This window comes from Nonlabens sp. MB-3u-79 (genome assembly GCF_002831625.1).
GTDB lineage: Bacteria > Bacteroidota > Bacteroidia > Flavobacteriales > Flavobacteriaceae > Nonlabens.
In genome coordinates this window covers 2187025-2212066 of the sequence record NZ_CP025116.1, presented here as the reverse complement: position 1 = coordinate 2212066, position 25042 = coordinate 2187025, and the positions used below count along the sequence as shown (strand labels likewise).

General features: G+C 38.0%; 15 protein-coding genes. 13 read left to right on the top strand and 2 right to left on the bottom strand.

What is annotated here, in order from left to right; translation table 11 throughout:
* Nucleotides 1-20: 20 nt before the first annotated feature.
* The 11 genes from CW736_RS09765 to crcB all read left to right on the top strand — a co-directional run bounded on the left by CW736_RS09765 (nt 21) and on the right by crcB (nt 14932).
* On the top strand, nt 21-2939 hold the full coding sequence (locus CW736_RS09765; RefSeq protein ID WP_101013766.1) for a gliding motility-associated C-terminal domain-containing protein: 2919 nt from the start codon (nt 21-23) through the stop codon (nt 2937-2939).
* A 175-nt stretch (nt 2940-3114) separates the two neighbouring features.
* Nucleotides 3115-3573, top strand: coding sequence for a MarR family winged helix-turn-helix transcriptional regulator (locus CW736_RS09760; RefSeq protein WP_101013765.1), 459 nt, complete (start codon nt 3115-3117; stop codon nt 3571-3573).
* A 1-nt stretch (nt 3574) separates the two neighbouring features.
* A complete protein-coding gene (locus CW736_RS09755) occupies nt 3575-5983 on the top strand; it encodes a 3-hydroxyacyl-CoA dehydrogenase/enoyl-CoA hydratase family protein (protein WP_101013764.1) in 2409 nt (802 codons plus the stop codon).
* A gap of 63 nt (nt 5984-6046) precedes the next feature.
* Nucleotides 6047-6304, top strand: a complete 258-nt coding sequence (locus CW736_RS09750) for a four helix bundle protein (RefSeq protein ID WP_232735340.1) — start codon at nt 6047-6049, stop codon at nt 6302-6304.
* 118 nt (nt 6305-6422) lie between these two features.
* Complete coding sequence (locus tag CW736_RS09745; RefSeq protein WP_101013763.1) at nt 6423-7616, top strand: acetyl-CoA C-acyltransferase; 1194 nt, start codon at nt 6423-6425, stop codon at nt 7614-7616.
* A 463-nt stretch (nt 7617-8079) separates the two neighbouring features.
* Nucleotides 8080-9891 carry an acyl-CoA dehydrogenase family protein gene (locus CW736_RS09740; RefSeq protein ID WP_101013762.1) on the top strand — a complete coding sequence of 604 codons (1812 nt, stop codon included), beginning with the start codon at nt 8080-8082 and terminating at the stop codon, nt 9889-9891.
* A 208-nt stretch (nt 9892-10099) separates the two neighbouring features.
* Nucleotides 10100-10921: a mechanosensitive ion channel family protein gene (locus tag CW736_RS09735; RefSeq protein ID WP_101013761.1), complete on the top strand. Its 822-nt coding sequence runs from the start codon at nt 10100-10102 to the stop codon at nt 10919-10921.
* Nucleotides 10922-11054: 133 nt separating this feature from the next.
* The gene (locus CW736_RS09730; protein ID WP_101013760.1) at nt 11055-11714 is read left to right on the top strand and encodes a hypothetical protein; all 660 of its coding nucleotides are present in this window, start codon (nt 11055-11057) and stop codon (nt 11712-11714) included.
* Nucleotides 11715-11875: 161 nt separating this feature from the next.
* Nucleotides 11876-13144, top strand: coding sequence for a M28 family peptidase (locus CW736_RS09725; protein ID WP_410503954.1), 1269 nt, complete (start codon nt 11876-11878; stop codon nt 13142-13144).
* A gap of 393 nt (nt 13145-13537) precedes the next feature.
* A complete protein-coding gene (locus CW736_RS09720) occupies nt 13538-14560 on the top strand; it encodes an SRPBCC family protein (protein WP_101013758.1) in 1023 nt (340 codons plus the stop codon).
* Nucleotides 14561-14932: a fluoride efflux transporter CrcB gene (crcB, locus tag CW736_RS09715; RefSeq protein ID WP_101013757.1), complete on the top strand. Its 372-nt coding sequence runs from the start codon at nt 14561-14563 to the stop codon at nt 14930-14932.
* Nucleotides 14933-15613: 681 nt separating this feature from the next.
* On the opposite strand, the gene CW736_RS09710 is transcribed toward crcB, so the two are convergent.
* Nucleotides 15614-16348, bottom strand: a complete 735-nt coding sequence (locus CW736_RS09710) for a hypothetical protein (RefSeq protein ID WP_101013756.1) — start codon at nt 16346-16348, stop codon at nt 15614-15616.
* 1051 nt (nt 16349-17399) lie between these two features.
* Nucleotides 17400-20906 (bottom strand): methylmalonyl-CoA mutase family protein, encoded by a 3507-nt coding sequence (locus CW736_RS09705; protein WP_101013755.1) that lies wholly within the window; start codon nt 20904-20906, stop codon nt 17400-17402.
* A 125-nt stretch (nt 20907-21031) separates the two neighbouring features.
* Here CW736_RS09705 and CW736_RS09700 point away from each other — a divergent pair, with 125 nt between their 5' ends.
* Together CW736_RS09700 and CW736_RS09695 are read left to right on the top strand one after the other, a co-directional pair.
* Nucleotides 21032-22129, top strand: a complete 1098-nt coding sequence (locus CW736_RS09700; RefSeq protein ID WP_232735339.1) for a serine hydrolase domain-containing protein — start codon at nt 21032-21034, stop codon at nt 22127-22129.
* 331 nt (nt 22130-22460) lie between these two features.
* Complete coding sequence (locus CW736_RS09695) at nt 22461-24980, top strand: PIG-L family deacetylase (protein ID WP_198519317.1); 2520 nt, start codon at nt 22461-22463, stop codon at nt 24978-24980.
* The last annotated feature ends 62 nt before the right edge of the window (nt 24981-25042 follow it).

The window sequence follows — 25042 nt, the reverse complement described above, 5'->3', positions numbered from 1 at the left end:
TAAACCAATCACAATTAAAGATGAAAAGACTATTACTTCTTACATTAACCTTAACCCTTAGTTTATCACTCACAGCCCAAAATGAATCTTCTTGGTGGATTTTTGGTGATGGAGCTGGTATAGAATTTACTCCTAACCCTCAAAACAGATCCAATAGTCCGGCGGTACTTACTTCTGGATATGATACTGATGAAGGTGTAGCAGTAATATCAGATGACAGCGGAAACCTTTTGTTTTTTACTGATGGATCTACCGTGTGGAATACTAATGGAACCATTATGCCAAATGGAACCGGACTCGATGGAAATTTTTCTTCCACACAATCAGCTATAGTAGTTAAAGCTCCAGAAACTGCTGGTGTATATTTTATATTTACGGTAGGTGCAGCTGGTGGAGGCCCTTTATCCTATTCTAGAGTTGAAATGGCATTAAACGGTGGCTTAGGTGATGTCGTAGGAGGAATTAAAAACGTAGTTTTACTTCAAAGTTGTGCGGAAAAAGTTGCTGCAACTATCAAAACCAACTCCAATAATGCTTATATAATGACATTTGCTGAAAGCAATGCAACAGCACAAAATAATGGAACTGGAGATTTTAACGCACTTTTTACTTGGGAAGTAAGAGGTATCCCTGGTCCTAATATATCTTTCGTTTTCCCGACTCCTATTCCACAATCTTCCAATGCAAATCAAGGATGGTTTCCCACACCAGTTGGTGCTACAAGCGGTGACCGTGGTATGTTGCGTATCTCACCAGATGGTACAAAACTAGTGGTGTGTAATCAAAATGGAGGTTTTGGCGGTACAGCTTCCACTGGAGCATATTTATATGAGTTCAATCCTGGTAATGGTCAGGTCAGCGGCGCTGGATTAACACTTCACACAGGTCCAGTTTATGGAGCTGAGTTCTCTGCCTCTTCTCAATATTTGTATCATGATGACAGTAATACTTATGGCTTTGGTGGTACAAAATTGATTTTTCAATATGAATTATGTGATGATGCAAACATCCTGTCATCTAAAACTCAAATTGCTAATGTAGGGGAAGGAAGAAGTACACTACAACTAGCAAAAGATGGTGAAATCTACGTGGCTAGATTTGATCAAACCACCATAGGTAAAATTGAAAACTCTGAAACGGCTACTGCTACATACAACCCAATCGCTTTTGATATCAGTCCAGGACAAGGTAAACAAGGCTTGCCTGTATTTGTACAATCAGACTTTCAAAGTTTCTTTACGGTAAGTGATCAATGTCAAGGAGACGCCACCGATTTTCAACTGGCTTGTCTTCCTCAAGTTGCCGCTTCTATGTGGGATTTTGGAGACGGTAATACCTTATCCGTTACTGGACCAGGAGTGGTACAAAATAACTATGTAAGTTCAGGAACTTATACAGTTACCGTTAACGTAACCAACGTATCTGGGGATATAAGAGACTTTACTCAAGACATCACAATTTTTGAAAATGGAATTGTTGATCCTATAGATACTACTTTATTAGATTACTGTGATGATGATGGTTCTGGGTCTGAAATAGTTGATTTAACTCAATTTACTCTAGATGTTCTAGGTACTCAAGATGCTGTTGTTTTTGACATCAGTTACCACCCAACCATGATGGATGCAGAAATGAACACCAATCCATTACCTGATAATTATGATGTTGCTGTAGGTACCGTTCAAATATGGGTACGTATATCTAATAACACGTCTCCTATTGATGACGGTTGTAGCGCAGTTGCTTCATTTGATTTAACCGTAAGCACAACACCTAGCGTTTCAAATATTCCTGACTTTGAACTATGCGATGACTCCAGTCTAGACGGCTTAGAAGATTTTGACCTTGCAGGTTACCTACCTGTTATTGAAAATACGGCTGGTAACCCTACCGATGTCGCCTATACTCTTCATAATTCTCAATCGGATGCAGATATGAATATGGCTGCTATAGATACAAGTGTTCCTTATATGAATACGACAAGCCCTCAAGTAGTTTATGTAAGACTTCAAAACACCAATGATGCAGACTGTTTTGGTACCGCTCCATTTAACTTAGTGGTACTCGGCTTACCTTCTATTTCTACTCCTGTAGATATTGAAGTTTGTGATGATGCACCACTAGATGGCAGCAATGCTTTTATTCTTGAAGACCAAGATCTTGAAGTTGATCCTACTGGGATAAACACCGTAAGCTACTACAACAGCATGAATGATGCTGATTCTGGAAACAATCCTCTCAGCTCTCCTTACTCCGTTTCAGGAACGGAAGAATTGTTTGTAAGATCTGAAACTCCAGATGGATGTTACAACACCACAAGTTTTATGATCACTGTGCAAGAAGCTCCTTCTATAGGAAATGCACCTGATCTAACTAATATATGTGATGATAGTGTGGATCTCGATCAAAATCTATTTGAACTAAGCGTTCAAGATGCTATCATACTAAATGGTAATAATCCATCAGACTATACGATCACTTACTACACAACAGATGCTGATGCTCAATCTGGAACAAATGCACTACCTATCACTTATATTGTACCATTTCAAGCAGGAGTTACAACCGATTTATTATTTGCTAGACTAGAAAATAATACTACTGGATGTTTCAATACCTCTGCATTTACGATCATTTTTGAAAGATGTGAAATCATTTTTCCTGAAGGCTTCAGTCCTAATAACGATGGAATTAACGACACTTTCTCTATACCTGGTCTTGCAGAACAGTACACTAACTTTAACCTAAAGGTATTTAATCGCAATGGTTCGGTAGTTTATGAAACGACTGCTACTAACTATCAAGAATTTGCTGGGATCCCCAATTCTGGAGTATTAGCCGGTGACGGATTACTACCTACCGGAGTTTACTTCTATGTGATTCAATATAATGATGCTGATACACCAGACTCTGCGAGTTGGGTATACATCAACTATTAAAGCTACACAATATTGTAATTTAAAAGATCCCAGTTGTATAGACTGGGATTTTTTTTTACCTTGGTGTTATTACGCTTTCGCGAAAGCGAAACTTATACACTATAACGATTGAAATATTTATTCTTTTACTATGCGTGCATAGTAAAGATTTGTATATTGCATTAGAATTTAAAGCATGAGAGATAAAACTATTGATTACATTTTACGAGCCACATGGATGTCTGTATCAAAAATGTATAATGAACAAGCTTCTGTAAAAGGTAGTACAATGTCTACAGGATTTGCACTTATCAGTATAGATCCAGAAACTGGAACACCTAGCACTTCTTTGGGTCCAAAAATGGGAATGGAAGCAACTTCCTTATCTCGTACTCTTAAAATGATGGAAAATAAAGGTCTTATAGAAAGGCGCAAAAATCCAGAAGATGGGAGAAGCGTCCTGATACATCTAACAGATTTCGGAATGGAAATGCGTAATTTTTCTAAATCAGTTGTTAAAACATTTGACCAAGTGGTTAAAGATGAAATTGAACCTGAAAAATTAGAAACTTTTCTAGAAGTTGCCTTCAAAATCAACGAAATAGTTAATTCTAAAAAAATATTCAAAAAACAAACTCTAGTAGCTCAAAAATAAAATGGGAAAACGTAGAATAAAACATGTAACGGTAATAGGTTCTGGAATTATGGGAAGCGGTATCGCCTGCCATTTTGCAAACATAGGTTGTGAAGTTCTTCTTTTGGACATCGTTCCTAGGGAACTTACTGATAAAGAAAAAGCAAAAGGTCTTAGCCTAGAAGACAAAGTCGTTCGCAACCGTATGGTTAATGATCAACTTACTGCTTCTATCAAAAGCAAGCCTGCACCTTTGTATAATCAATCATTTGCCAGTAGAATTTCCACTGGAAACTTGGAAGATGATCTTGTTAAAGTAAAAGATACCGACTGGATTATTGAGGTGGTTGTAGAAAGGTTGGACATTAAAAAATCTGTTTTTGAACAAATTGAAAAGTACCGCAAACCAGGAACTTTAATTACTTCAAACACCTCTGGAATTCCTATTTCTTTTATGAATGAAGGACGTAGTGAAGATTTCCAGAAGCACTTTGCAGTCACTCACTTTTTCAATCCGCCGAGATATTTAAAATTATTTGAAGTAATCCCAGGGCCTAACTGTGATCCTGCGGTAACTGACTTCTTAATGGAATACGGTGAGAAATACTTAGGAAAGACCTCTGTTCTCGCAAAGGATACTCCTGCGTTTATTGGGAACCGAATTGGTATTTTCTCTATACAAAGCTTGTTCCATACCGTAAAAGAAATGGGATTAACCGTTTCTGAAGTTGATAAACTGACGGGTCCAGTGATAGGTCGTGCAAAGTCGGCTACTTTTAGAACAGTAGATGTGGTAGGATTAGATACTTTGGTGCACGTTGCTAATGGTGTTTATGAAAACTGCCCTCATGACGAGCAAAAAGACAGCTTTAAACTTCCTGATTTCATCAATACCATGATGGAAAACAAGTGGTTAGGTTCTAAAACTGGTCAAGGTTTTTATAAAAAGAACGTTTCTAAAGATGGACAGAAAGAAATTCTAGCCTTGAACCTTGATTCCATGGAATATGAGAATCAACCTAGAACTAAGTTTGCCACACTAGAATTGACAAAATCAATTGATAACGTAGCTGACCGTTTTCCCGTATTAATTAAAGGGAAAGATAAAGCTGGTGATTTCTATAGAAAATCATTTGCTTCCTTGTTTGCCTACGTACAACATAGAATTCCTGAAATATCTGACGAACTATACCGTATCGATGATGCGATGAGTGCAGGTTTTGGATGGGAACATGGACCTTACCAAGTTTGGGACGCTGTAGGCGTTACAAAAGGTGTGGAACTCATGAAAGCGATCGGTAAAGAACCAGCAGGTTGGGTTTTAGAAATGCTTGAAAAAGGTTTTGAATCTTTTTACACCGTAAAAGACGGAGCGACTTACTACTACTCCATTCCAGATAAAGATTATGTAAAGAAACCTGGTCAAGATGGGTTTATCATTCTAGATAATTTGCGTGCTAATGCTCCTGTATTTAAAAACTCTGGTGTAACTGTTCATGATATAGGTGATGGTATTTTAAATGTAGAATTTACTTCTAAAATGAATTCTATAGGTGGAGACGTTCTTGCTGGGCTCAATAAAGCTATTGATATTGCCGAAGATCGTTTTGATGGTCTTGTGGTAGCAAATAACGGTGCCAACTTCTCTGTAGGAGCTAACATAGGTATGATATTTATGATGGCCGTTGAACAAGAATATGACGAGTTGAACATGGCGATCAAACAATTCCAAAACACAGTTATGAGATTGCGTTACAGTAGTATTCCTACTGTCGTGGCGCCACATCAAATGGCTTTAGGTGGAGGATGTGAAATGACTATGCACTCGGACGTTGCTGTTGCCAGTGCAGAAACTTACATAGGTTTAGTAGAGTTTGGCGTAGGTGTAATCCCTGGCGGAGGAGGATCTAAAGAGATGGCCTTACGCGCTAGCGACACATTTGAGAAAAACGATGTAGAATTGAACAGGCTTCAAGAATATTTCTTAACCATAGGGATGGCAAAGGTTGCCACTAGCGCTTACGAGGCATTTGACCTAGGTATCCTTAGAAAAGGAATAGATCATGTGGTGGTAAATGATCATAGACGTATCGCTTTCGCGAAAGCGCAGGCAAGATTATTAGCTGATAAAGGCTATACACAACCTGCGATGCGTAAAGATATAAAAGTATTAGGAAAGCAGGCCTTAGGGATGTTCTTAGTTGGAACAGACCAAATGGAAGCTGGAAAATACATCTCTGAACACGATAGGAAAATTGCTGATAAACTGGCTTATGTGATGGCGGGTGGAGATTTAAGTGCTCCTACTCTAGTCTCTGAACAATATTTACTAGATCTAGAACGTGAAGCTTTCTTAAGTCTTACAGGAGAACGTAAGACTTTAGAGAGATTACAACACATGATTCAAAAAGGAAAACCGTTGAGAAACTAATTGTTGAGAATATAGATGAAAGAGTATGGATCATAGAAAATGGCGATACACAATTTTAGAAATTTGAAAATCTGGCAAGATGGAGTTGAATTTGTTATCCATAATTATTCAATTACTAAAACGTTTCCAGAATTTGAAAAATTTAATTTGATTAGTCAAATGAATAGTTGTGCTGTTTCTATACCATCAAATATTGCAGAAGGTTCTGCAAAATCAACAGATAAACATTTTAAAACATATTTGGAAACAGGTTTAGGATCTGCATATGAATGGGAAACTCAATTTACCGTTGCTTTAAAATTAAATTATGTTGATCAATAATTGTATAATATAACAATAGAGAAAATTCAAAAATCACAAAGAATGATAGGATCATTTATAGACCGACTTTCATAATAAGTCCATATTCTATGATCCATATTCTATAATCTTAGTAGAAATGAACAAAACTGCATATATAGTAGCTGCCAAAAGAACAGCTGTTGGGAAAGCACCTAAAGGAGTTTTCCGTTTTAAAAGACCTGATGAACTTGCTGCCGAGAACATCGAAGCAATGTTAAAAGAAGTGCCTAATCTTGATAAAACAAGAATAGACGATGTGATTATAGGTAATGCAATGCCTGAGGCAGAGCAAGGACTTAACATGGCTCGTTTGATCTCTTTAATGGGATTGAAAATAGACAGTGTGCCTGGAGTTACCGTAAACCGTTACTGTGCTAGTGGTGTGGAAACTATTGCAATGGCTACAGCAAAAATACAATCTGGAATGGCGAGTTGTATTATAGCTGGTGGAGCCGAATCTATGAGCTATATACCTATGGGTGGGTACAAGCCTACTCCTGATTATAACATAGTCAAAGCCGGCCACGAGGATTATTACTGGGGAATGGGATTAACTGCTGAGGCTGTTGCTAATGAATTCAAAGTCTCTCGTGAAGACCAAGATCAGTTTGCCTTTGAATCACATCAAAAAGCACTTAAAGCGCAAGCAGAAGGTCGTTTTCAAGATCAGATCGTACCTATTCACATAGATGAAACCTTCTTAAATGCCGACGGTATAAAAGAAACAAAATCTTATACCATCAACAAAGATGAAGGACCACGTGCTGATACAAAATTAGAAGTTTTATCAAAACTACGACCTGTATTTGCTGCTGGTGGTTCTGTAACTGCCGGTAACTCTTCACAGATGAGTGATGGTGCTGCAATGGTTTTAGTAATGAGTGAAGAAATGGTAAAAGAATTGAACCTAGAGCCTATTGCTCGTATGGTCAACTTTGCAGCTGCTGGTGTACCACCTAGAATTATGGGGATAGGTCCAGTAAAAGCCATTCCAAAAGCCTTAAAACAAGCTGGTCTTTCCTTGAAAGATGTAGATATGATAGAACTGAATGAAGCTTTTGCTTCTCAGTCCCTCGCTGTGATACGTGAATTAGGATTGAACCCTGACATCATTAACCCTAATGGAGGGGCCATTTCACTAGGTCACCCATTAGGTTGTACTGGAGCAAAATTGAGCGTTCAACTCTTTGATGAAATGAGAAAACGCGAAATGAAAAATAAGTATGGGCTTGTGACGATGTGCGTAGGTACCGGACAAGGAGCTTGTGGAGTATATGAGTTTTTATCTTAAAGAAAAAATAACTATAAGAAGTTAGGATATAGAGACAAGGAAATGAGTCAAAGGTAAGTACTCATCATCCTAATGTAACAAGTGGACAATGAGCTGTAGAAATTACAACTGATCCAAATGGCTGGACCGCTTGTTTTTTAAAAAAGTAAAGATGCTAAACAGCCCTCTCAAATTACAGACGGCTCGTTTCCCATAACTTGAAATAGTTGCTAAAATAATACTAGAACTTATTGAGCATATACTGATTTTTATAATTATACACTAAGGGCTTTATTTGACTAGGCACACAACGTATGACTAAAAAAAGTGTAAGAAAGATGTCAATTTAAAAATTCGGATAACAAAAACAATGAATTCCAAAGAAAAGAATGCTAATAGGGCTTTAGGACAGTAATAAAAACTCCTCTCTCACCTTTAATTTCTAATCTCTTTCTAAGGAACATTACATATTAAAAAGAAAGTTATGTCAACAGAAACAATTAAAAAAACAGAAATGATACGCGGTGGACAATTCATCGTAACAGAGACTAACCCACAAGACGTATTCAGTCCAGAAGATTTTACGGACGAGCAAAAAATGATGCGTGAAAGTGTGCAAGATTTTGTAGATAAAGAAATCGTTCCCTATAAAGAACGTTTTGAAAAGAAAGATTACGCACTTACGGAAGAAGTAATGCGCAAGGCAGGAGAAATGGGATTCTTAGGGGTCGCAGTTCCTGAGGAATACGACGGGTTAGGAATGGGATTTGTTTCTACTATGTTGGTCTGTGATTACATATCTGGTGCTACTGGTTCCATCGCAACAGCATTTGGTGCCCATACTGGAATAGGTACGATGCCTATCACTTTGTACGGTACGGAAGAACAAAAGAAACAATACGTACCTAAGCTTGCTACTGGTGAGTGGTTTGGAGCTTATTGTTTAACAGAGCCAGGCGCAGGATCTGACGCCAACTCTGGTAAAACTAAAGCAGAACTTACCGAAGACGGTAAACATTACAAAATCAACGGTCAGAAAATGTGGATCTCAAACGCAGGTTTCTGTAAGGTTTTTGTAGTATTTGCGCGTTTAGGAGATGATAAAAACATTACAGGTTTTATAGTTGAAAATGATGCTAGTAATGGTATCTCTATGGGTGAAGAAGAACATAAATTAGGTATTCACGCCTCTTCTACTCGTCAAGTATTCTTTAACGACTGTATGGTCCCTGCAGAAAACATGCTTGCTGGTCGTGGTGAAGGTTTTAAAATCGCCATGAATGCATTAAACGTAGGTCGTATCAAACTTGCTGCTGCTTGTTTAGATGCACAACGCAGAGTGATTTCTCTTGCAACACAATACGCAAACGAACGAGAACAGTTCAATACTCCTATCGCAAAATTTGGAGCTATAAGAAAGAAACTAGCTGAAATGGCAACGAATGCTTATGTAGGTGAAAGTGCTTCTTACCGAGCTGCAAAGGATATTGAAAATAGAATTCACTTACGTCAAGAAGAAGGAGCCACTTTTGCTGAGGCCGAATTGAAAGGTGTAGAAGAATTTGCTATTGAATGTTCTATACTTAAAGTAGCTGTTTCTGAAGATATGCAAGCTTGTGCAGATGAAGGAATCCAGATTTATGGAGGAATGGGCTTTAGCGCAGACGCTCCTATGGAATCAGCTTGGAGAGATGCACGTATCTCCCGTATTTACGAAGGTACTAACGAAATCAATCGCATGCTAGCTGTAGGAATGCTTGTTAAAAAAGCGATGAAAGGTCATGTGAATCTTCTGGAACCAGCAATGGCAGTAGGAAATGAATTGACTTCTATACCCTCTTTTGATACTCCTGACTTCTCTGAGCCACTATCTGAAGAAATGGATATGGTTAAAAAACTTAAAAAAGTATTCCTAATGGTTGCAGGAAGTGCTGTTCAAAAATTTGGTCCAGCATTAGAAGAGCACCAGCAGTTACTGCTAGCTGCCTCTGATATTCTTATCGAAATCTATATGGCCGAAAGTGCCATATTAAGAACTCAAAAGAACATCGCACGTACTAGTGTCGAGGAGCAAAAAGAGCAAATTGCTATGTCTCAATTGTACTTATACAGTGCTTCAAAAATCGTACAAGCAAGAGCCGAGGAAGGAATTTCAAGTTTTGCTGAAGGCGATGAACAACGCATGATGCTTATGGGCTTGAAGCGTTTTACAAAATATGTAAACCTTCCTAATATAGTAGAATTAAGAAATACCATTGCTGATAAAGTAACAGAAACCAATAAATATCCTTTTTAGGGATTTAAAACCTCTATTTCACAAAAGCCGCTTACTACAATCAGTAAAGCGGCTTTTTAAAATTTGCGACTTCTACTTTAGTTAGAAAATAGAAATTGAGACTAAACTCTTTTCAGTGTGACAAAGGAATGGAGAATGACTCCAGACCCTTTAACTCTTAACAAATCCTATACAGGGATGTTGTCAGCTTATTTTAACTTTACCTATTATGAAAGAACTAATCGAAAATTTTAATTTAGAAAAAGGATCTGAACTCATCCTTGAATATGGAATTCCTTTGTTAAAAGCTATTCTTATCTACGTTATAGGAAGGTGGCTGATCAAAAGAACCCTAAAGCTCACTAAAAAAGTCATGCTTGCGAGAGATTGTGACCTCACATTAGAGAAGTTTTTACTCAATCTGATTAAGTGGGGGCTTACCATTTTATTATTAGTAACTGTAATAGGAACATTAGGCGTACAGACGTCTAGTTTTGCTGCGATTCTTGCTGCTGCTGGACTTGCTATAGGGCTAGCCTTACAAGGGTCACTTTCTAATTTTGCTGGTGGAGTACTTCTATTAGTCTTCAAACCTTTTAAAGTAGGAGACACCATTGAAGCACAAGGGATCACTGGTACCATTAAAGAAATAGATATTTTACAAACTAAAGTAGTTACATTTTCACACAAACTTGCTATTATTCCTAACGGGCCCCTTCTTAATGGGAATATCATCAACTATGACACTGAAGGGATTTTAAGGTGTGAAACCATGATCGGTGTTAGTTATGATGCCGATATTCCTAAAACCTTAGAAGCACTAACAAAATTATGTGCCGACCACCCATTAGTCCTTAAAGATCCAGCACCAATAGTTAAAGTAGCCGAAAATGCAAGTAGTTCCATAAATATTTTGGTGCGCCCATATACACTTACAGCCGATGTGTGGACCGTCAACTTTTACCTACAACAAAACTTTAAGCCTACACTTGATTCCATAGGTGTTGAGATTCCTTATCCTCATCAAGTAGAAATTCATAAACAAGTCTAACTATACACGCCTCTATTCAAAACCTGTTTTTTACCAAGACAGGTTTTTTTGTTTTATAATTTTATCATCAATTTAATAAAAGACAAAAAGGGTTCAGCTATCTTTCTTTTGACTTTTATAAAAGTTAATTTATATGACATACAAAGTAAACTTATTAGATGTGACCTCCATAAATGAAATTGATGGAAAATGGTCACATGATGATTATATCGCATTATTAGACGTTTTTGAATTTGGCGATTCTGGTGATGCTACTGATAAAGATCTTAAGGAATTGCTCTATATGGCAATTAGCGATTTTGAGCCTCAAGAAGCTGCTCTACTCATACTCCAACACCAACTAGGAAAGGATTTGAATGAAGGACAAATAGAGCAAATATCACACGATATGCTCAAAGAAAACGTGGCTGAGCATTACTCTGATATCTCTTTTCATTCCAGATTATTTGATATTAACGAATTGCTCTATAAGGCATACAATGGAAAGTTTCCGCATGCCAAAGCGAGCGTCATAAAAGTAAAACTCGTTCCTCATCACAAAACTGATATCGCAGTGGATGAAGCTATTGCACTTAAATGTCTTGCTCCTATTATTACCGACCATGCAATATTCAAACGATTGTATAAAAAGCAGCTCGCGGGAGAAGAAGAATTTGATGAAGCAGCAGATATTATTTGGTACTTCAAAGCCTTAGAAAATGATCAGTATGAGATTATTACCTCAGATTACTGGATAAATAATAACGATTTCACCGCCTCAGAAAAGGAAGTGAAAATAGAAATAGAAGAGTAACAAGTATAAAAAGTTGTTTGATGTGAGCAGCTTATTTTTATTTTCGCTTTCGCGAAAGCGAGTCATAACATATCTTTAAAACAAATTTAACTATGAGAATTATAATTATAGCCTTATTGGTAAGTATATCAGGAATCGCACAAGTGCCTACAAATCATCAGATGGATCTCTACCACATTATTGATGAGGTAAGTGCCGACCGTATTGAAAAAGACATTAGAAAATTGGCTGGATTTGGAACGAGAAATACCTTTTCTGATACTATTTCTGACACCAGAGGAATAGGTGCTGCTAGAAGGTGGATCAAAGCAGAATTTGACAAAATATCAGCAGATTGTGGTGGCTGTCTGGAAGTGTTTTATCAGAAAGATTATGTGACTAAAGAAATGGGGAATCGTATTCCTAAAGATGCTTGGGTGGTAAACGTAGTAGCGATTCAACGTGGTACTAAAAACCCTAATGATATGGTAATGATGAGCGGTGATATAGATTCACGAGCTAGTGACACCATGGATTTCACTACAGATGCTCCTGGAGCAAACGATAATGCGAGTGGTATGGCAGGAACCATTGAAGCAGCAAGGGTATTGAGTAAGCGCAAGTTTAACAACAGTATTGTTTATGTAGGATTAAGTGGTGAGGAACAAGGGCTTTTTGGCGGTAAGGGGCTTGCAGAATATGCGCAGAAAAAAGAATGGAATGTCATAGGCTTTTTAAACAATGACATGATAGGAAATATAACAGGTGTCGATGGAGTGACTGATAATCGCGAATTCAGGATTTTCTCAGAACCTACAGACCCTACAGAAACAGAAAAACAAAGAAACGGAAGACGTTTTTACGGTGGTGAAGTAGACGGAATCTCACGACAATTAGCGAGGTACATACACAAATCAGTGACTGATTATATGCCCGAAATGAAACCAATGATGGTGTACCGATTAGACCGTTTTGGTCGTGGTGGACACCACAGGCCTTTTGCCGACCTTGGATTCCCAGGGATACGCATTATGGAAGCACATGAAAACTACACACAACAGCACCAAGATATTAGAACAGAGGACGGCATCAACTATGGAGATGTGGTGGAGCATGTCAACTTTACCTATGCAAAAAAATTAACAGCGGTAAATGCCATCAACCTTGCACAACTGGGTTGGGCTCCTAGTCGACCACAAAATGTAAAAATAGGCGGTATTGTGGAAGCCGATGTAAAGTTACAATGGGATCAAGTAAAAGAAGCCGTGGGTTATAAAATCTATTGGCGAGATACTACTAGTCCTACTTGGGACCACTCTCGTTATGTAGGGGATCTATCTGAGTTTACTTTAAAAGGTATTGTGATCGACAACTCGTTTTTTGGAGTAGCAGCAATTGGAAAAGATGGCATAGAAAGTATGGTGAGTTTTCCTAGCGGCGTTTTTAGATAAAAAGCAAGCTTTCAACTTATTAAAGCTCTTGGTTTTGAAAACCGGGAGCTTTTTTTTTGACTTATTAATTAAATAAGTGCTTTCTTTATACGTCCATAGCATTAAAATATACCCTTTAAGGGGTATTTTATAATGCTTATAACTAACTTAAATTTACAACTGTAATATAGATCTAGCCAACCTTAATCTATCCATAATTTAGGGGAAGAAAGCTCATTTTAAGATGACTTTCTAAAAAACTGTCAGATACTTCTGACAGTTTTTATTTTACAACTACTTTCGATTGAGCTTCTACGATACCAAAATGCTCTTTAATCCTCCTTACTCTTATCCTTTAAAGGAGACCTATAATATGCAATAATTGTATCTTTGATATGATAAAAGGAACCAAAAATGAAAGCGATCAAATATATTCTGATTCTTCTGCTCATCCTTATTATAGGAGGTGCTGTATATTTTTCACTTAAAGACGGTACATACGATATTACCGAAACTCTAGTCATAGATGCACCAACATCTGTGATATACGATCAAATAGAAGATTTTAAACAATGGGAGAACTGGAATCCATGGCTAGAAGATGTAGAAATAGAAACCACAATGGGAACGCAAACTCAAGGTGTCGATGCTAATTATTCTTTTATAGATTCTTATGGCAATGGTAAAATGACCATAACAGGCCTTGAGCCAGATAAGTCAATTATCATGGATATGTTTTACGATAATGGTATGACTAGTTCTAATAGCGAGGTGATTATGGCCCTAGAACAAGTTGAAGATGGAACACTTATTACCTGGAATATTAAAGGAGAACAAGGATTAGTTGATAAAGCAATGGGCGCTGTTTTTGGTTTCAATATGGAAGATGAGATTGCTCCCAAATATAAAAAAGGACTAAAAAACTTAGAAAAAATCGTCATCAAAAACATGAATATAAGTTCTTCAAGTGTTGACGGTATTATAGAAACTGGAGGCGGTTATTTCTTATACATGTCCTCAAGTTCAAAAAAAGAAAACTTTCAAGAATTAAAAACTCAGATGCTTCAAAATATCATGTCCTATATGCAGCGCAATAAAATAGATATGTACGGCATGCCTCGTATAATCTATGAGAAAATAAACCCTTATAATGATAGCATGATTTTTTCTGCGGCAATACCCGTTCAGAATAGAGAGATCACCGCTACCAATAGCAACATATTGTGCAGCTACCAAGAACCTGGGAAAGCAGTAAAGGTGACTTTGAAAGGAGCTTATAGCAATTTAGACGAGGCTAGAAAAAAAGGGGAAGAGTTTATTGATCAAAATGGATTGGTGAGATCTGAAGAAGCACCTTATGAAGTTTATAAAACTGATCCGATGCTAACTCCTAACCCCGCCGATTATTTTACAGAAATATACTTACCTATTCAATAGATGAAAGCATTCTTATTTGTTTTTCTTGGCGGCGGATTGGGCAGTAGTCTTAGATTTTATTTTTCTATCATAGAAAATAGTAATAGTCTGAAGTGGATTCCCACGATTAGTGCAAACATCTTGGGTTGTTTATTGTTAGGAGGTTTTCTCGCAGCTTTTCACAAAGAACACCTAACCCATCACTGGTATGTATTACTAGGAGTAGGCTTTTGCGGTGGTCTCACTACCTTTTCTACATTCAGTGCAGAGCTTTTTTTCTTGATAAAAAACGGATCTTTTTCTTCTGCGATTTTATACCTCGTTTTAAGTCTTGTTTTAGGGATTTTAGCTGCAGGATTGAGCTACTGGTCTATTGAAAAACTTTTGGCCTAGAGCATCAGGATAGAATTACTTACAATGATCTAGAAGAAAACTGTTTGAATTATAAAACAAAGTCTTGCTCTAACTATATCTTTTCCATACTCAAATTCGTTTGATTTTTAAGAATAGTCAAACCTAAATTATTAGGCGCTTCGTTACTTTTAGATAAGCCTAAACCCCACTAATTGGATACAAGCGGCTGAAGAGAAAGGCTAGAAATAGATAGTTAACTAGCATGGAGAACGTTACAGCAGTTTCCGCATCAAGTGCGGAAATTTATGGTTCTTAATTGCATTTCTTTAAGTCACCTGTTACCGCAACCTTTAGGGATGGGGAAAGAAACTTCTCGATAGATTCCTGCATCCCGCCAAACCCTTTTCGTAAATCGCTGTCGCTTCTTTACTTTTTTCCCTTCATCTAAAGGGAAAGGCTGGATCGTGCTATTAACTTGCTCATGAGAAAGACTCTTAGCGAGTCCGCTATGCATCTGATGGACACCATAGAATATAAACTTGTAAACCACTAGATTGCGCTTCTTCAGTTTATACTTAGAACTTGGGATTTAAAATTTTGCGGTAGCACCATCCTCCTACCTCAAACTAGGCCTCTGTAATTTTTCATACAATACAAATCTTTGCAGCTTGCATTAAGTCCACACAGATGTTCCTTAGAATAAATTTTATTGGAAAAAATTTAAAGGCGCTGTAAACTAAATTGAGTTAAATCAGAATAAATGGTTATGTCTATATCGCCAGGTCCGGTATCACTTCTAGAAATTCCCATACCATAGGTTTGATTAGCGTTAAGATCTAACTCAACGGTATGCGTAACTGTATTTTGAGAAGTTGATAAGTTTCCAGTTGTTTTACTCGCATCAATAGGATTGTTATATCGATGCAAATAAAATTCAATATAGTTTGATCCTGCATTATAAACCTTGTCATATGTAATTGTATACGTCAACCTATACCTTCCATCAACCTGCACAGTCATTGTAGATTGTGCACTATCAAGGGTAACACCTGAAGAGGTTCCAGTTGAAGAACTTGTGATAAAGGTATTATTATATCTTCGTAAAGAAGTATTTAAATCTGAGTCTAAAGTCAGTTCACCAAAAACACCTGACAACTGGTCGCTTGAAGATGTTCCAAAGGCTTTCCACTCGCCATCCCAATAATAAAAACCCTTAGCACTTCCACCATTAGCAGCATCAGTATTCCATACCAAGAGACTCTCCACTGGATTAACAACTGGATCGGCAACTGTTAAATCACCCAAATCCATTCGAGGAAACAAGACCCCTTTATCACTTGATGAGATATCTAGAGCAGCTGAGGTATCGGGATTAGCTGTATTGACTCCAACTTGTGCTATTGTGGTCCCGCTTAAAAGGATAATTGTTAAAATTAAAAAGATCTGCTTCATCATAAATTATCTTGTACTTACTCGTGCAAACTACATTATAATTAAAACCGTATATGTTAAACGTTTGCTAAAGGATTTAGGAGTTTCTTATATCATAAAAGCCGGTTAGGAATAAGACGATATAGCTATAAAATTATACGAATCCCCTCTGCAGCGGATGGACAGTATAAAAATTAAACCTTAAATAAATTATAGATATTTCATTCCGTAATCGTTCTCGACCCTTCGACAGGCTCAGTGCATCGCTCTCGCTCGAACTGGCATAAAATAAAAAAACACAAACCTTATAAATTCCAACAGTTTCCGCATCAAGTGCGGAAATTTATGGTTCTTAATTGCATTTCTTTTAAAAGCTTGGTGTTTCCGCAACCTTTAGGGTTGGGGAAACACCAAGCTTGATGCTATTAAATAGTATTTGAGAAAGATTCTTAGCGCATCCGCTCTGCAGCGGATGGACGACAACATTGAATAGAAAAGCGCAAACCTTATAAATTCCAGCAGTTTCCGCATCAAGTGCGGAAATTAATGGTTCTTAATTGCATTTCTAATAAAATTCTCGTGTTTCCGCACCCTTTAGGGATGGGCAACGGAAACCTTGATGCTATTAAATAGTATTTGAGAAAGGTTGTTAGCGCATCCGCTCTGCAGCGGATGGACATATGAAGGCTAACCAATGAAATTTCTTCTGTAATGGTTCTCGACCCTTCGACAGGCTCAGTGCATCGCTCTCGCTCGAACTGACATCTTGTTTTAATCAAAACCTTTACTCTAACCTGTAAGGTTTCGCAAGGGAGAAGCGCTGGCAACCTGACAGGTTTTAAACCTAAGCCGCTGGTTTATTAAAATACTTCTCGATTTGAACAGCAGATTACTTCGTCGTTGCTCTCCTCGTAATGACAGGTTATAAAAAAAGCGCAAACCTGTCGGTTTGCGCTTTTTAAAATTTCAGAAACGGTACTACCAAAGATTGATAAAGGTACAGATCCCGATATCGCTCCTGCGTCACTCATCGGGATAAGCGATTCACACACCAGCAGAGCTGGTGGTTCTCTGCTTACATATTTCTTCTATATTGCCCACCTACTTCAAACAAGGCCTCCGTGATCTGTCCTAGTGTACAGATCTTTGTGGCTTCCATCAAGTGCTCGAAGATATTGCCTTGTTGTACGGCTGCTTCTTGGATTTTTGATAGTTGTTCTTGTTGCGCTTTCGCGAAAGCGGTATGCAAATTATTTTTTGTAGCAATTTGAGCTTGCTTCTCTTCTTCTGTCGCACGGATCACCTCAGCTGGTAAAACAGTTGGGCTGCCTTTTGAACTTAGGAACGTATTCACTCCTATGATAGGGAATTCGCCAGTATGTTTCAACATCTCGTAGTGCATGGATTCTTCTTGAATCTTACTGCGCTGGTACATGGTTTCCATGGCTCCTAGCACGCCACCACGCTCTGTAATGCGGTCAAATTCTTCCAAAACAGCGGTTTCTACCATGTCGGTTAACTCTTCAATAATGAAGGCTCCTTGAATTGGATTCTCATTTTTAGCCAGACCTAATTCTTTATTGATGATCAATTGGATCGCCATCGCACGTCTTACCGATTCCTCAGTAGGTGTGGTGATCGCCTCATCATAAGCATTAGTATGTAAGGAGTTGCAGTTGTCATTAATCGCATAAAGCGCTTGTAATGTGGTGCGTATATCGTTAAAGTCAATCTCTTGTGCATGTAGAGAACGTCCACTGGTTTGAATGTGGTATTTCAACATTTGTGCACGAGAGTTAGCTCCGTATTTATTCTTTAAGGCTTTTGACCAAATTTTTCTAGCCACACGACCTATAACCGAATATTCTGGATCAACACCGTTGGAAAAGAAGAAACTTAGGTTAGGACCAAATTTGTTGATATCCATACCGCGACTCAAATAATATTCTACATAAGTGAATCCGTTTGCCAATGTGAACGCTAATTGTGTAATCGGATTTGCTCCAGCCTCTGCAATATGATATCCAGAGATAGAAACACTGTAGAAGTTGCGTACTTTTTCTTCAATAAAATACTGCTGTACATCACCCATTAGTCTAATCGCAAATTCGGTAGAAAAAATACAAGTGTTTTGTGCTTGATCTTCTTTTAAAATATCTGCTTGAACTGTTCCACGCACTTGAGCCAAAGTTTCGGCTTTAATACGGGCATAGTCTGCTGGTTCTAGAATCTGATCTCCTGTCAATCCTAAAAGCATCAAACCTAGACCATCATTTCCTTCTGGTAATTTGTTGACATCTATCTGGCCATTTTTAGAATATACTTTATCTCCTTCAGCATTTAAATAAGAAGGACGTTCTACTTTTTTATCGTCGTAAACTTCTTTGAGCTTTGCTTCTACTTTATCGCCTAATCCGTTTTCAGTAATGAATCGTTCACAATTTTGATCAATCGCGGCATTCATAAAGAATCCTAATAGCATAGGAGCCGGTCCATTGATAGTCATAGAAACCGATGTCATGGCATGCGATAAATCAAACCCAGAATAGAGTTTTTTAGCATCATCCAGACAGCAAATACTCACTCCGGCGTTACCAATTTTTCCATATACATCTGGTCGTAATCCTGGATCGTTACCGTATAAAGTTACACTATCAAAAGCTGTACTCAGTCGTTTTGCCGGCATTCCAAGACTTACATAATGGAAACGTTTGTTGGTACGTTCTGGTCCACCTTCACCTGCAAACATTCTGGTAGGATCTTCTCCAGTTCTTTTAAATGGATACAATCCCGCGGTATATGGGAATTCTCCTGGTACGTTTTCTTGTAAACACCATTTTAAAATATCGCCCCATGCGCTGTATTTAGGCAGCGCCACTTTAGGAATCATCTTATGAGAAAGTGACTCGGTATGTGTTTCAATTTTAATGACTTTGTCACGTACTTGAAACTCATAAATAGGTTGCTTGTACTTGTTTACTTTTTCATCCCAACCGGTAATTACTTCCCAGTTGTAGGGATCGAGATCTTTTAGGGATTTGTTGAATTGGGCAATTAAAAGATCCATGAAATCGGTATCATCTGCAAGTGTTTGTGAGATGATGTATTCTTCATTTAAGCCTTTTTCTGTAATTAAACGTTCTCGACTTTCGCTCGAACTAGCATTCTCGTTTTGGTCTAATAAGGTATTAATTGTTTGATAGACACCATATAATTTCTGAGCTACTTTAGATTGTGCATCTGCGATGTTATCGTAGGCTCTATTGCTTTCTGCAATTTCACTTAGATAACGAGTTCTCGATGGTGGGATGACAAATATCTTTTCGCTTTGTGCTTTATTGAGTTCGTTTTTAGAACTGAAGTCTACTGCTGTTTTATTAGTTAGCTCAGCCATTAGTGCTTCATACAAAGCATTCATTCCTGGATCATTGAATTGGCTTGCAATGGTTCCGTGAACTGGTAATGTCGCTGGGTCTACTTCCCACAAATTATGGTTGCGCTGGTATTGTTTTTTTACATCTCTCAGTGCGTCTAGGGAACCGCGTTTATCAAATTTATTGATCGCTACCACATCTGCAAAATCGAGCATATCGATTTTTTCCAACTGTGTCGCTGCGCCAAATTCTGGTGTCATTACATACAAAGACACATCGCTATGGTCTAGTATTTCGGTATCGCTTTGTCCTATACCGCTGGTTTCTAAAATTATTAAATCATAGTTGGCTGCTTTTAAAATATCCACCGCTTCTTGGACATGTTTGGAAAGCGCTAGGTTGGACCTTCTCGTTGCTAGGGACCTCATATAAACGCGATCACTATTGATGGCATTCATACGTATTCTATCACCTAAAAGTGCTCCACCAGTCTTACGCTTTGATGGGTCTACCGATATAACTCCTATATTTTTTTCTGGGAAATCCACTAAAAACCTACGGATCAATTCATCTACTAAGGAAGATTTTCCAGAACCTCCAGTTCCTGTAATTCCTAGCACTGGAGCTTGTTTTTCAGTTTTATCAGCTTGTGCAAAATGCTTTACAAAGTCTTCGTGTCTGTTTTCTGCAAGTGAGATCAATCGCGCTATGGTAGGTGCATGATTTTCTAAAAGCTCTCCGTTTAATTCCGCTTTCGCGAAAGGGGGAACAGCAACATCACATTGCTTTACCAAATCATTAATCATTCCTTGCAATCCCATCGCGCGTCCATCATCTGGAGCATAAATGCGAGTAATGCCATAATCCATGAGTTCTTTGATTTCAGAAGGAAGAATAACCCCACCTCCACCACCAAAAATCTTGATATGACCAGCACCTTTTTCTACCAATAAATCACGCATGTATTTAAAATACTCATTGTGACCACCTTGATAAGAAGTTAGAGCGATACCATTTGCATCTTCTTGAATAGCAGTGTTTACCACTTCTTCTACGCTTCTATCGTGACCTAAATGAATCACTTCACAACCCGTAGATTGTATGATACGTCGCATGATGTTAATAGCAGCGTCATGACCGTCAAAAAGACTGGCGGCCGTTACTATACGTACTTTATTTACGGGAATATATGGTGTTTGATCTTGCATTATGAACTTATCAGATTATGGATTGCAAATTTACGAAAACGATAACGGAGTAGCTTACTAGGTATTTAAACTTTTGCATTTATTTATGGTCAAATGCTTATTCTTGTAATTCAAAAGTTCTGATTATGAAATATCCTTTTTACTTTTTGATGTTTACACTCATCCTATTATCTGCTTGTAACTCTACTGACGACACTATTTTTATTCCTCTGGAGGAAGCTTATTTCCCTCCTTTAACCAGTACTACTTGGGAAACTATAAATCCCACAACACTTCAATGGGACGCACAAAAAATCACTGAGCTTCAGACGTTTCTTGAGGTCAATGAAACTCGTGCGTTTATAGTACTGATCGATGGAAAAATAGTCTTAGAAAATTATTGGAACAACGATTTACAAGGAAATCCATTTACTGCAGATAGCAATTGGTACTGGGCAAGTGCTGGAAAGTCCCTTACCGCTACCTTAATAGGTATTGCACAAGAGGAAGGCAGCTTAAATATCAATGATAAAACATCAGATTATTTGGGAGCTGGCTGGACGAGCATGCCAGCAAACAAAGAAGATTTAATTACCGTTAAAAACCAGCTGTCTTTTACTACTGGAATTGATTATAATGTGCCTGTAGTAGATTGCACTGCACCAGCTTGTCTTAATTATCTAACCGATGCTGGAAATCAATGGTACTATCACAACGGCACCTATACCTTATTGCATAGGGTTTTAGAAAATGCTACTGGAGTTACCAATAACCAATTCACAAATACGGCAATTAAGGATAAAATCGGGATGGATGGATCTTGGTTAAGCACCAACGGTTTAAACGAGGTGTACTTCAGTACGGCGAGAAGTGCCGCGCGTTTTGGTCTATTGACTTTAAACCAAGGTCTCTGGGAGGATACCACTGTTTTAGGAGACGCTACTTATTTTAACTCCATGACCACTACCTCTCAATCTATCAACGAGTCTTATGGTTACTTGTGGTGGCTCAATGGAAAGGACTCTGTTGTATTTCCGGGAACTACAGCCGCTATTCCATCTTCAGTAACACCATCTGGACCTATAGATATGATTAGTGCACTTGGTAAAAACGGTCAGTTTATAGACGTAGTTCCTAGTTTAAACATGGTAGTGATACGTATGGGCGACACCTCAGCACAAGAGACCGTTCCTGTTTTGTTCCATGAGGAAATGTGGGCAAATATTATGGATATCGTAAATTGATTGATGCCCACAGTATAATAATAAAGGAACAGAATTGGTACTCTTCTAGCTTTTCTACTTTCAATAATAGCCTGGTAAACAAATATTTTTTTGGACCAAGTGCTTCTGACGTAAATGAAGTAGTGACTTTTCCTTTTAAAATTGTTGTACTTTAATCCATAAAGAGGAAAAAGGAACTATCATAGCAAAAATCAAATGGCACCAAATATAATTGGACCATTCTTTTGTTTGATTAGGTTCCGCTTTCGCGCAAGCAAATCTTCACAAAATTTTAAGATTTGAAAATTCTATCTTCACAGACTATATGAAGCATATTTTTTTTACCTCCATAATGGCCCTTTTCCTATTGTCGACAGCTGTTGCTCAAGAAAATAGGCTTGCTCAAAAACAGCCTAATACGGCCGAAATCTATCATCAAATCGAGAAATTAGGTTTTTTGGGAACAGCACTTTTCGTAGCTGCGCATCCTGATGATGAAAATACACGACTTATTTCTTGGCTTGCCAATGATCAAATGGCGCGTACTGCATACCTATCGCTCACACGCGGTGACGGTGGTCAGAACCTTATAGGGCCGCAGTTGCGGGAACAGTTGGGAATGATAAGAACTCAAGAGTTGCTAGAAGCCAGAAATACCGATGGCGGGCAGCAATTTTTTACACGTGCCAATGATTTTGGCTATTCCAAGCATCCTGATGAAACCCTAGAAATATGGAATGAGCAGGAAGTGATGGAAGATATGGTGCGTATTATCAGAGAATTTCAACCAGATGTAATCATTAATAGATTTGATCATCGCACTCCTGGATCAACACACGGACATCATACCAGCAGCGCCATGTTGAGTATGAAGGTTTTTGATTTTGCAGCAGATAAAACTATTTATGCCAACCAGTTAAAAGAACTCAACACCTGGCAAGCACAACGTATATTCTTTAATACCAGCTGGTGGTTTTATGGAAGTGAAGAGGCTTTTGAAAAAGCAGATAAGACCAACCTTCTAGAACTAGATGCTGGAACTTATTACCCATACAAAGGACTATCTAATAGCGAGATTGCTGCATTAAGCAGAAGTAAGCACCAATCTCAAGGCTTTGGAAGTTCTGGTTCAAGAGGTTCACAAACAGAATATTTAGAGTATCTAAAAGGCTCCTTCCCTACTGATAAATCTGATTTGTTTTCTGGAATAAACACCACTTGGACTCGTGTAACAGGCGGCAGCAGCATAAAGACCTTACTCAATTCTATCATAACCAACTATGATTTTAAAAATCCGACGGCGAGCATTCCTGCGCTATTAGAAATGCGAGCTCAAATTGAAAAATTAAAAGACGAACACTGGAAAAATATCAAATTAGAGGAACTCGACCAGATAGTTCTTGATATAGCAGGCGTTTATCTAGAAGCAAGTGTGAATACATCTACAGCTACTGCTGGAGAATCTTTAACGGTGCGTGTAGAGCTCACCAATAGGTCATCAGAAAAGTTTGAAGTAAGCCTTCTACCGAACCAACTGATTCAAATCCAAGAAAAGGAACTCCGTCTCCATCAAAACGATACTAAAACTATAGAAGCAACTTTAAATATTCCTGCATATTACGAAGCCAGCACTCCGTATTACTTAAAAGAAAAAGGCAGTTTAGGAATGTATCAATTTCAAAATAGAGGTCTTACGGGAAAACCTGAAATGGGCCCTGAGTTTATAGTAAGAACCTTTTTAGAAATACAGGGAACTCGATTATATAGAGAAATTCCCATCATTCACAAGCGCACGGACCCTGTGCGTGGCGAGGTGAATGAACCTTTTCATGTCGTTCCAGAAGTTGCTGTAAGCATAGAAAATCCAGTATATGTATTCTCTGGAAATACCGCACAACCTGTTCATGTAACCATCAAGGCAAATAAAAAATTACCTCAAGGTAGCTTAGAGTTAGCTCATCCAGATAACTGGAGCATTACTCCTACAGATTTTAATTTTAAAGGATTAGAAAAAGGAGAGGAAAAAACCTACACCTTTAATGTACAACCCCCTAAAACGGCCTCAAGAGGTGTCATTTCTGGATGGGTTAAAATAGGTTCACAGATCTTTAAACAGGAAGTGATTAAGATCGATTACGATCATATTCCAAATCAACAATTGGTTAGAGATAACGAGTCTCAAGTAGTAAAACCTGGTCTTATCAATACGGCTCAAACGGTTGCTTATATCAATGGTGCTGGAGATGATGTCGCTCAAGCTATTGAAGCTATAGGTGGTAAAGTATTCAAATTTGAACCAAGTGAAGTGCCAGATGATCTTTCTAAATACGATGCCGTAGTAGTAGGAATCAGAGCTTATAATGTAGCAGAAGACGATATGGCGGCACTGCAAAACCGTTTGGATACTTATGTGAAAAATGGCGGCACCTTGATGATGCAATACAATACAAGTCGCAGAATTAGTCCTGATGAATTAGGGCCTTTACCTATTACGCTTTCGCGAAAGCGAGTAACTGATGAAAATGCGACCGTAACCATATTAGAACCTCAGCATAAGATCATGTCCTATCCTAATGCGATTACCTCAACAGACTTTGAAGGTTGGGTACAGGAACGCGGACTTTATTTTCCAGAACAATGGGATACTGCCTTTACTCCTATTTTAGGAATGAGTGATAAGGATGAGGAGATGACTAAAGGAAGTCTGATCGTTGCTGAATATGGCAAGGGCCATATTATTTATACAGGATTAAGCCTTTTTAGAGAATTACCTGCAGGAGTTTCAGGGGCTTATAAATTACTGGCAAATATAATCAGTATAGGAGTTGAAAATCAACCAATTGAAAACAAAGATGGCCAAGGAAAATTCTAAAAAATGGAAGCTTGTGTATGCACTGGTTATTCTAGCAAATATTGTCTTTGCCGTATTGTTTT

Excerpts from the sequence above, each read along its gene's own strand:
- CW736_RS09740 (WP_101013762.1), top strand. The coding sequence starts at position 8,080 with ATGTCAACAGAAACAATTAAAAAAACAGAAATGATACGCGGTGGACAA.
- CW736_RS09730 (WP_101013760.1), top strand. The coding sequence starts at position 11,055 with ATGACATACAAAGTAAACTTATTAGATGTGACCTCCATAAATGAAATT.
- CW736_RS09710 (WP_101013756.1), bottom strand. The coding sequence starts at position 16,348 with ATGATGAAGCAGATCTTTTTAATTTTAACAATTATCCTTTTAAGCGGG.
- CW736_RS09745 (WP_101013763.1), top strand. The coding sequence starts at position 6,423 with ATGAACAAAACTGCATATATAGTAGCTGCCAAAAGAACAGCTGTTGGG.
- crcB (WP_101013757.1), top strand. The coding sequence starts at position 14,561 with ATGAAAGCATTCTTATTTGTTTTTCTTGGCGGCGGATTGGGCAGTAGT.
- CW736_RS09755 (WP_101013764.1), top strand. The coding sequence starts at position 3,575 with ATGGGAAAACGTAGAATAAAACATGTAACGGTAATAGGTTCTGGAATT.
- CW736_RS09735 (WP_101013761.1), top strand. The coding sequence starts at position 10,100 with ATGAAAGAACTAATCGAAAATTTTAATTTAGAAAAAGGATCTGAACTC.
- CW736_RS09720 (WP_101013758.1), top strand. The coding sequence starts at position 13,538 with ATGAAAGCGATCAAATATATTCTGATTCTTCTGCTCATCCTTATTATA.
- CW736_RS09695 (WP_198519317.1), top strand. The coding sequence starts at position 22,461 with ATGGCCCTTTTCCTATTGTCGACAGCTGTTGCTCAAGAAAATAGGCTT.
- CW736_RS09700 (WP_232735339.1), top strand. The coding sequence starts at position 21,032 with ATGAAATATCCTTTTTACTTTTTGATGTTTACACTCATCCTATTATCT.
- CW736_RS09725 (WP_410503954.1), top strand. The coding sequence starts at position 11,876 with ATGGATCTCTACCACATTATTGATGAGGTAAGTGCCGACCGTATTGAA.
- CW736_RS09705 (WP_101013755.1), bottom strand. The coding sequence starts at position 20,906 with ATGCAAGATCAAACACCATATATTCCCGTAAATAAAGTACGTATAGTA.
- CW736_RS09765 (WP_101013766.1), top strand. The coding sequence starts at position 21 with ATGAAAAGACTATTACTTCTTACATTAACCTTAACCCTTAGTTTATCA.
- CW736_RS09760 (WP_101013765.1), top strand. The coding sequence starts at position 3,115 with ATGAGAGATAAAACTATTGATTACATTTTACGAGCCACATGGATGTCT.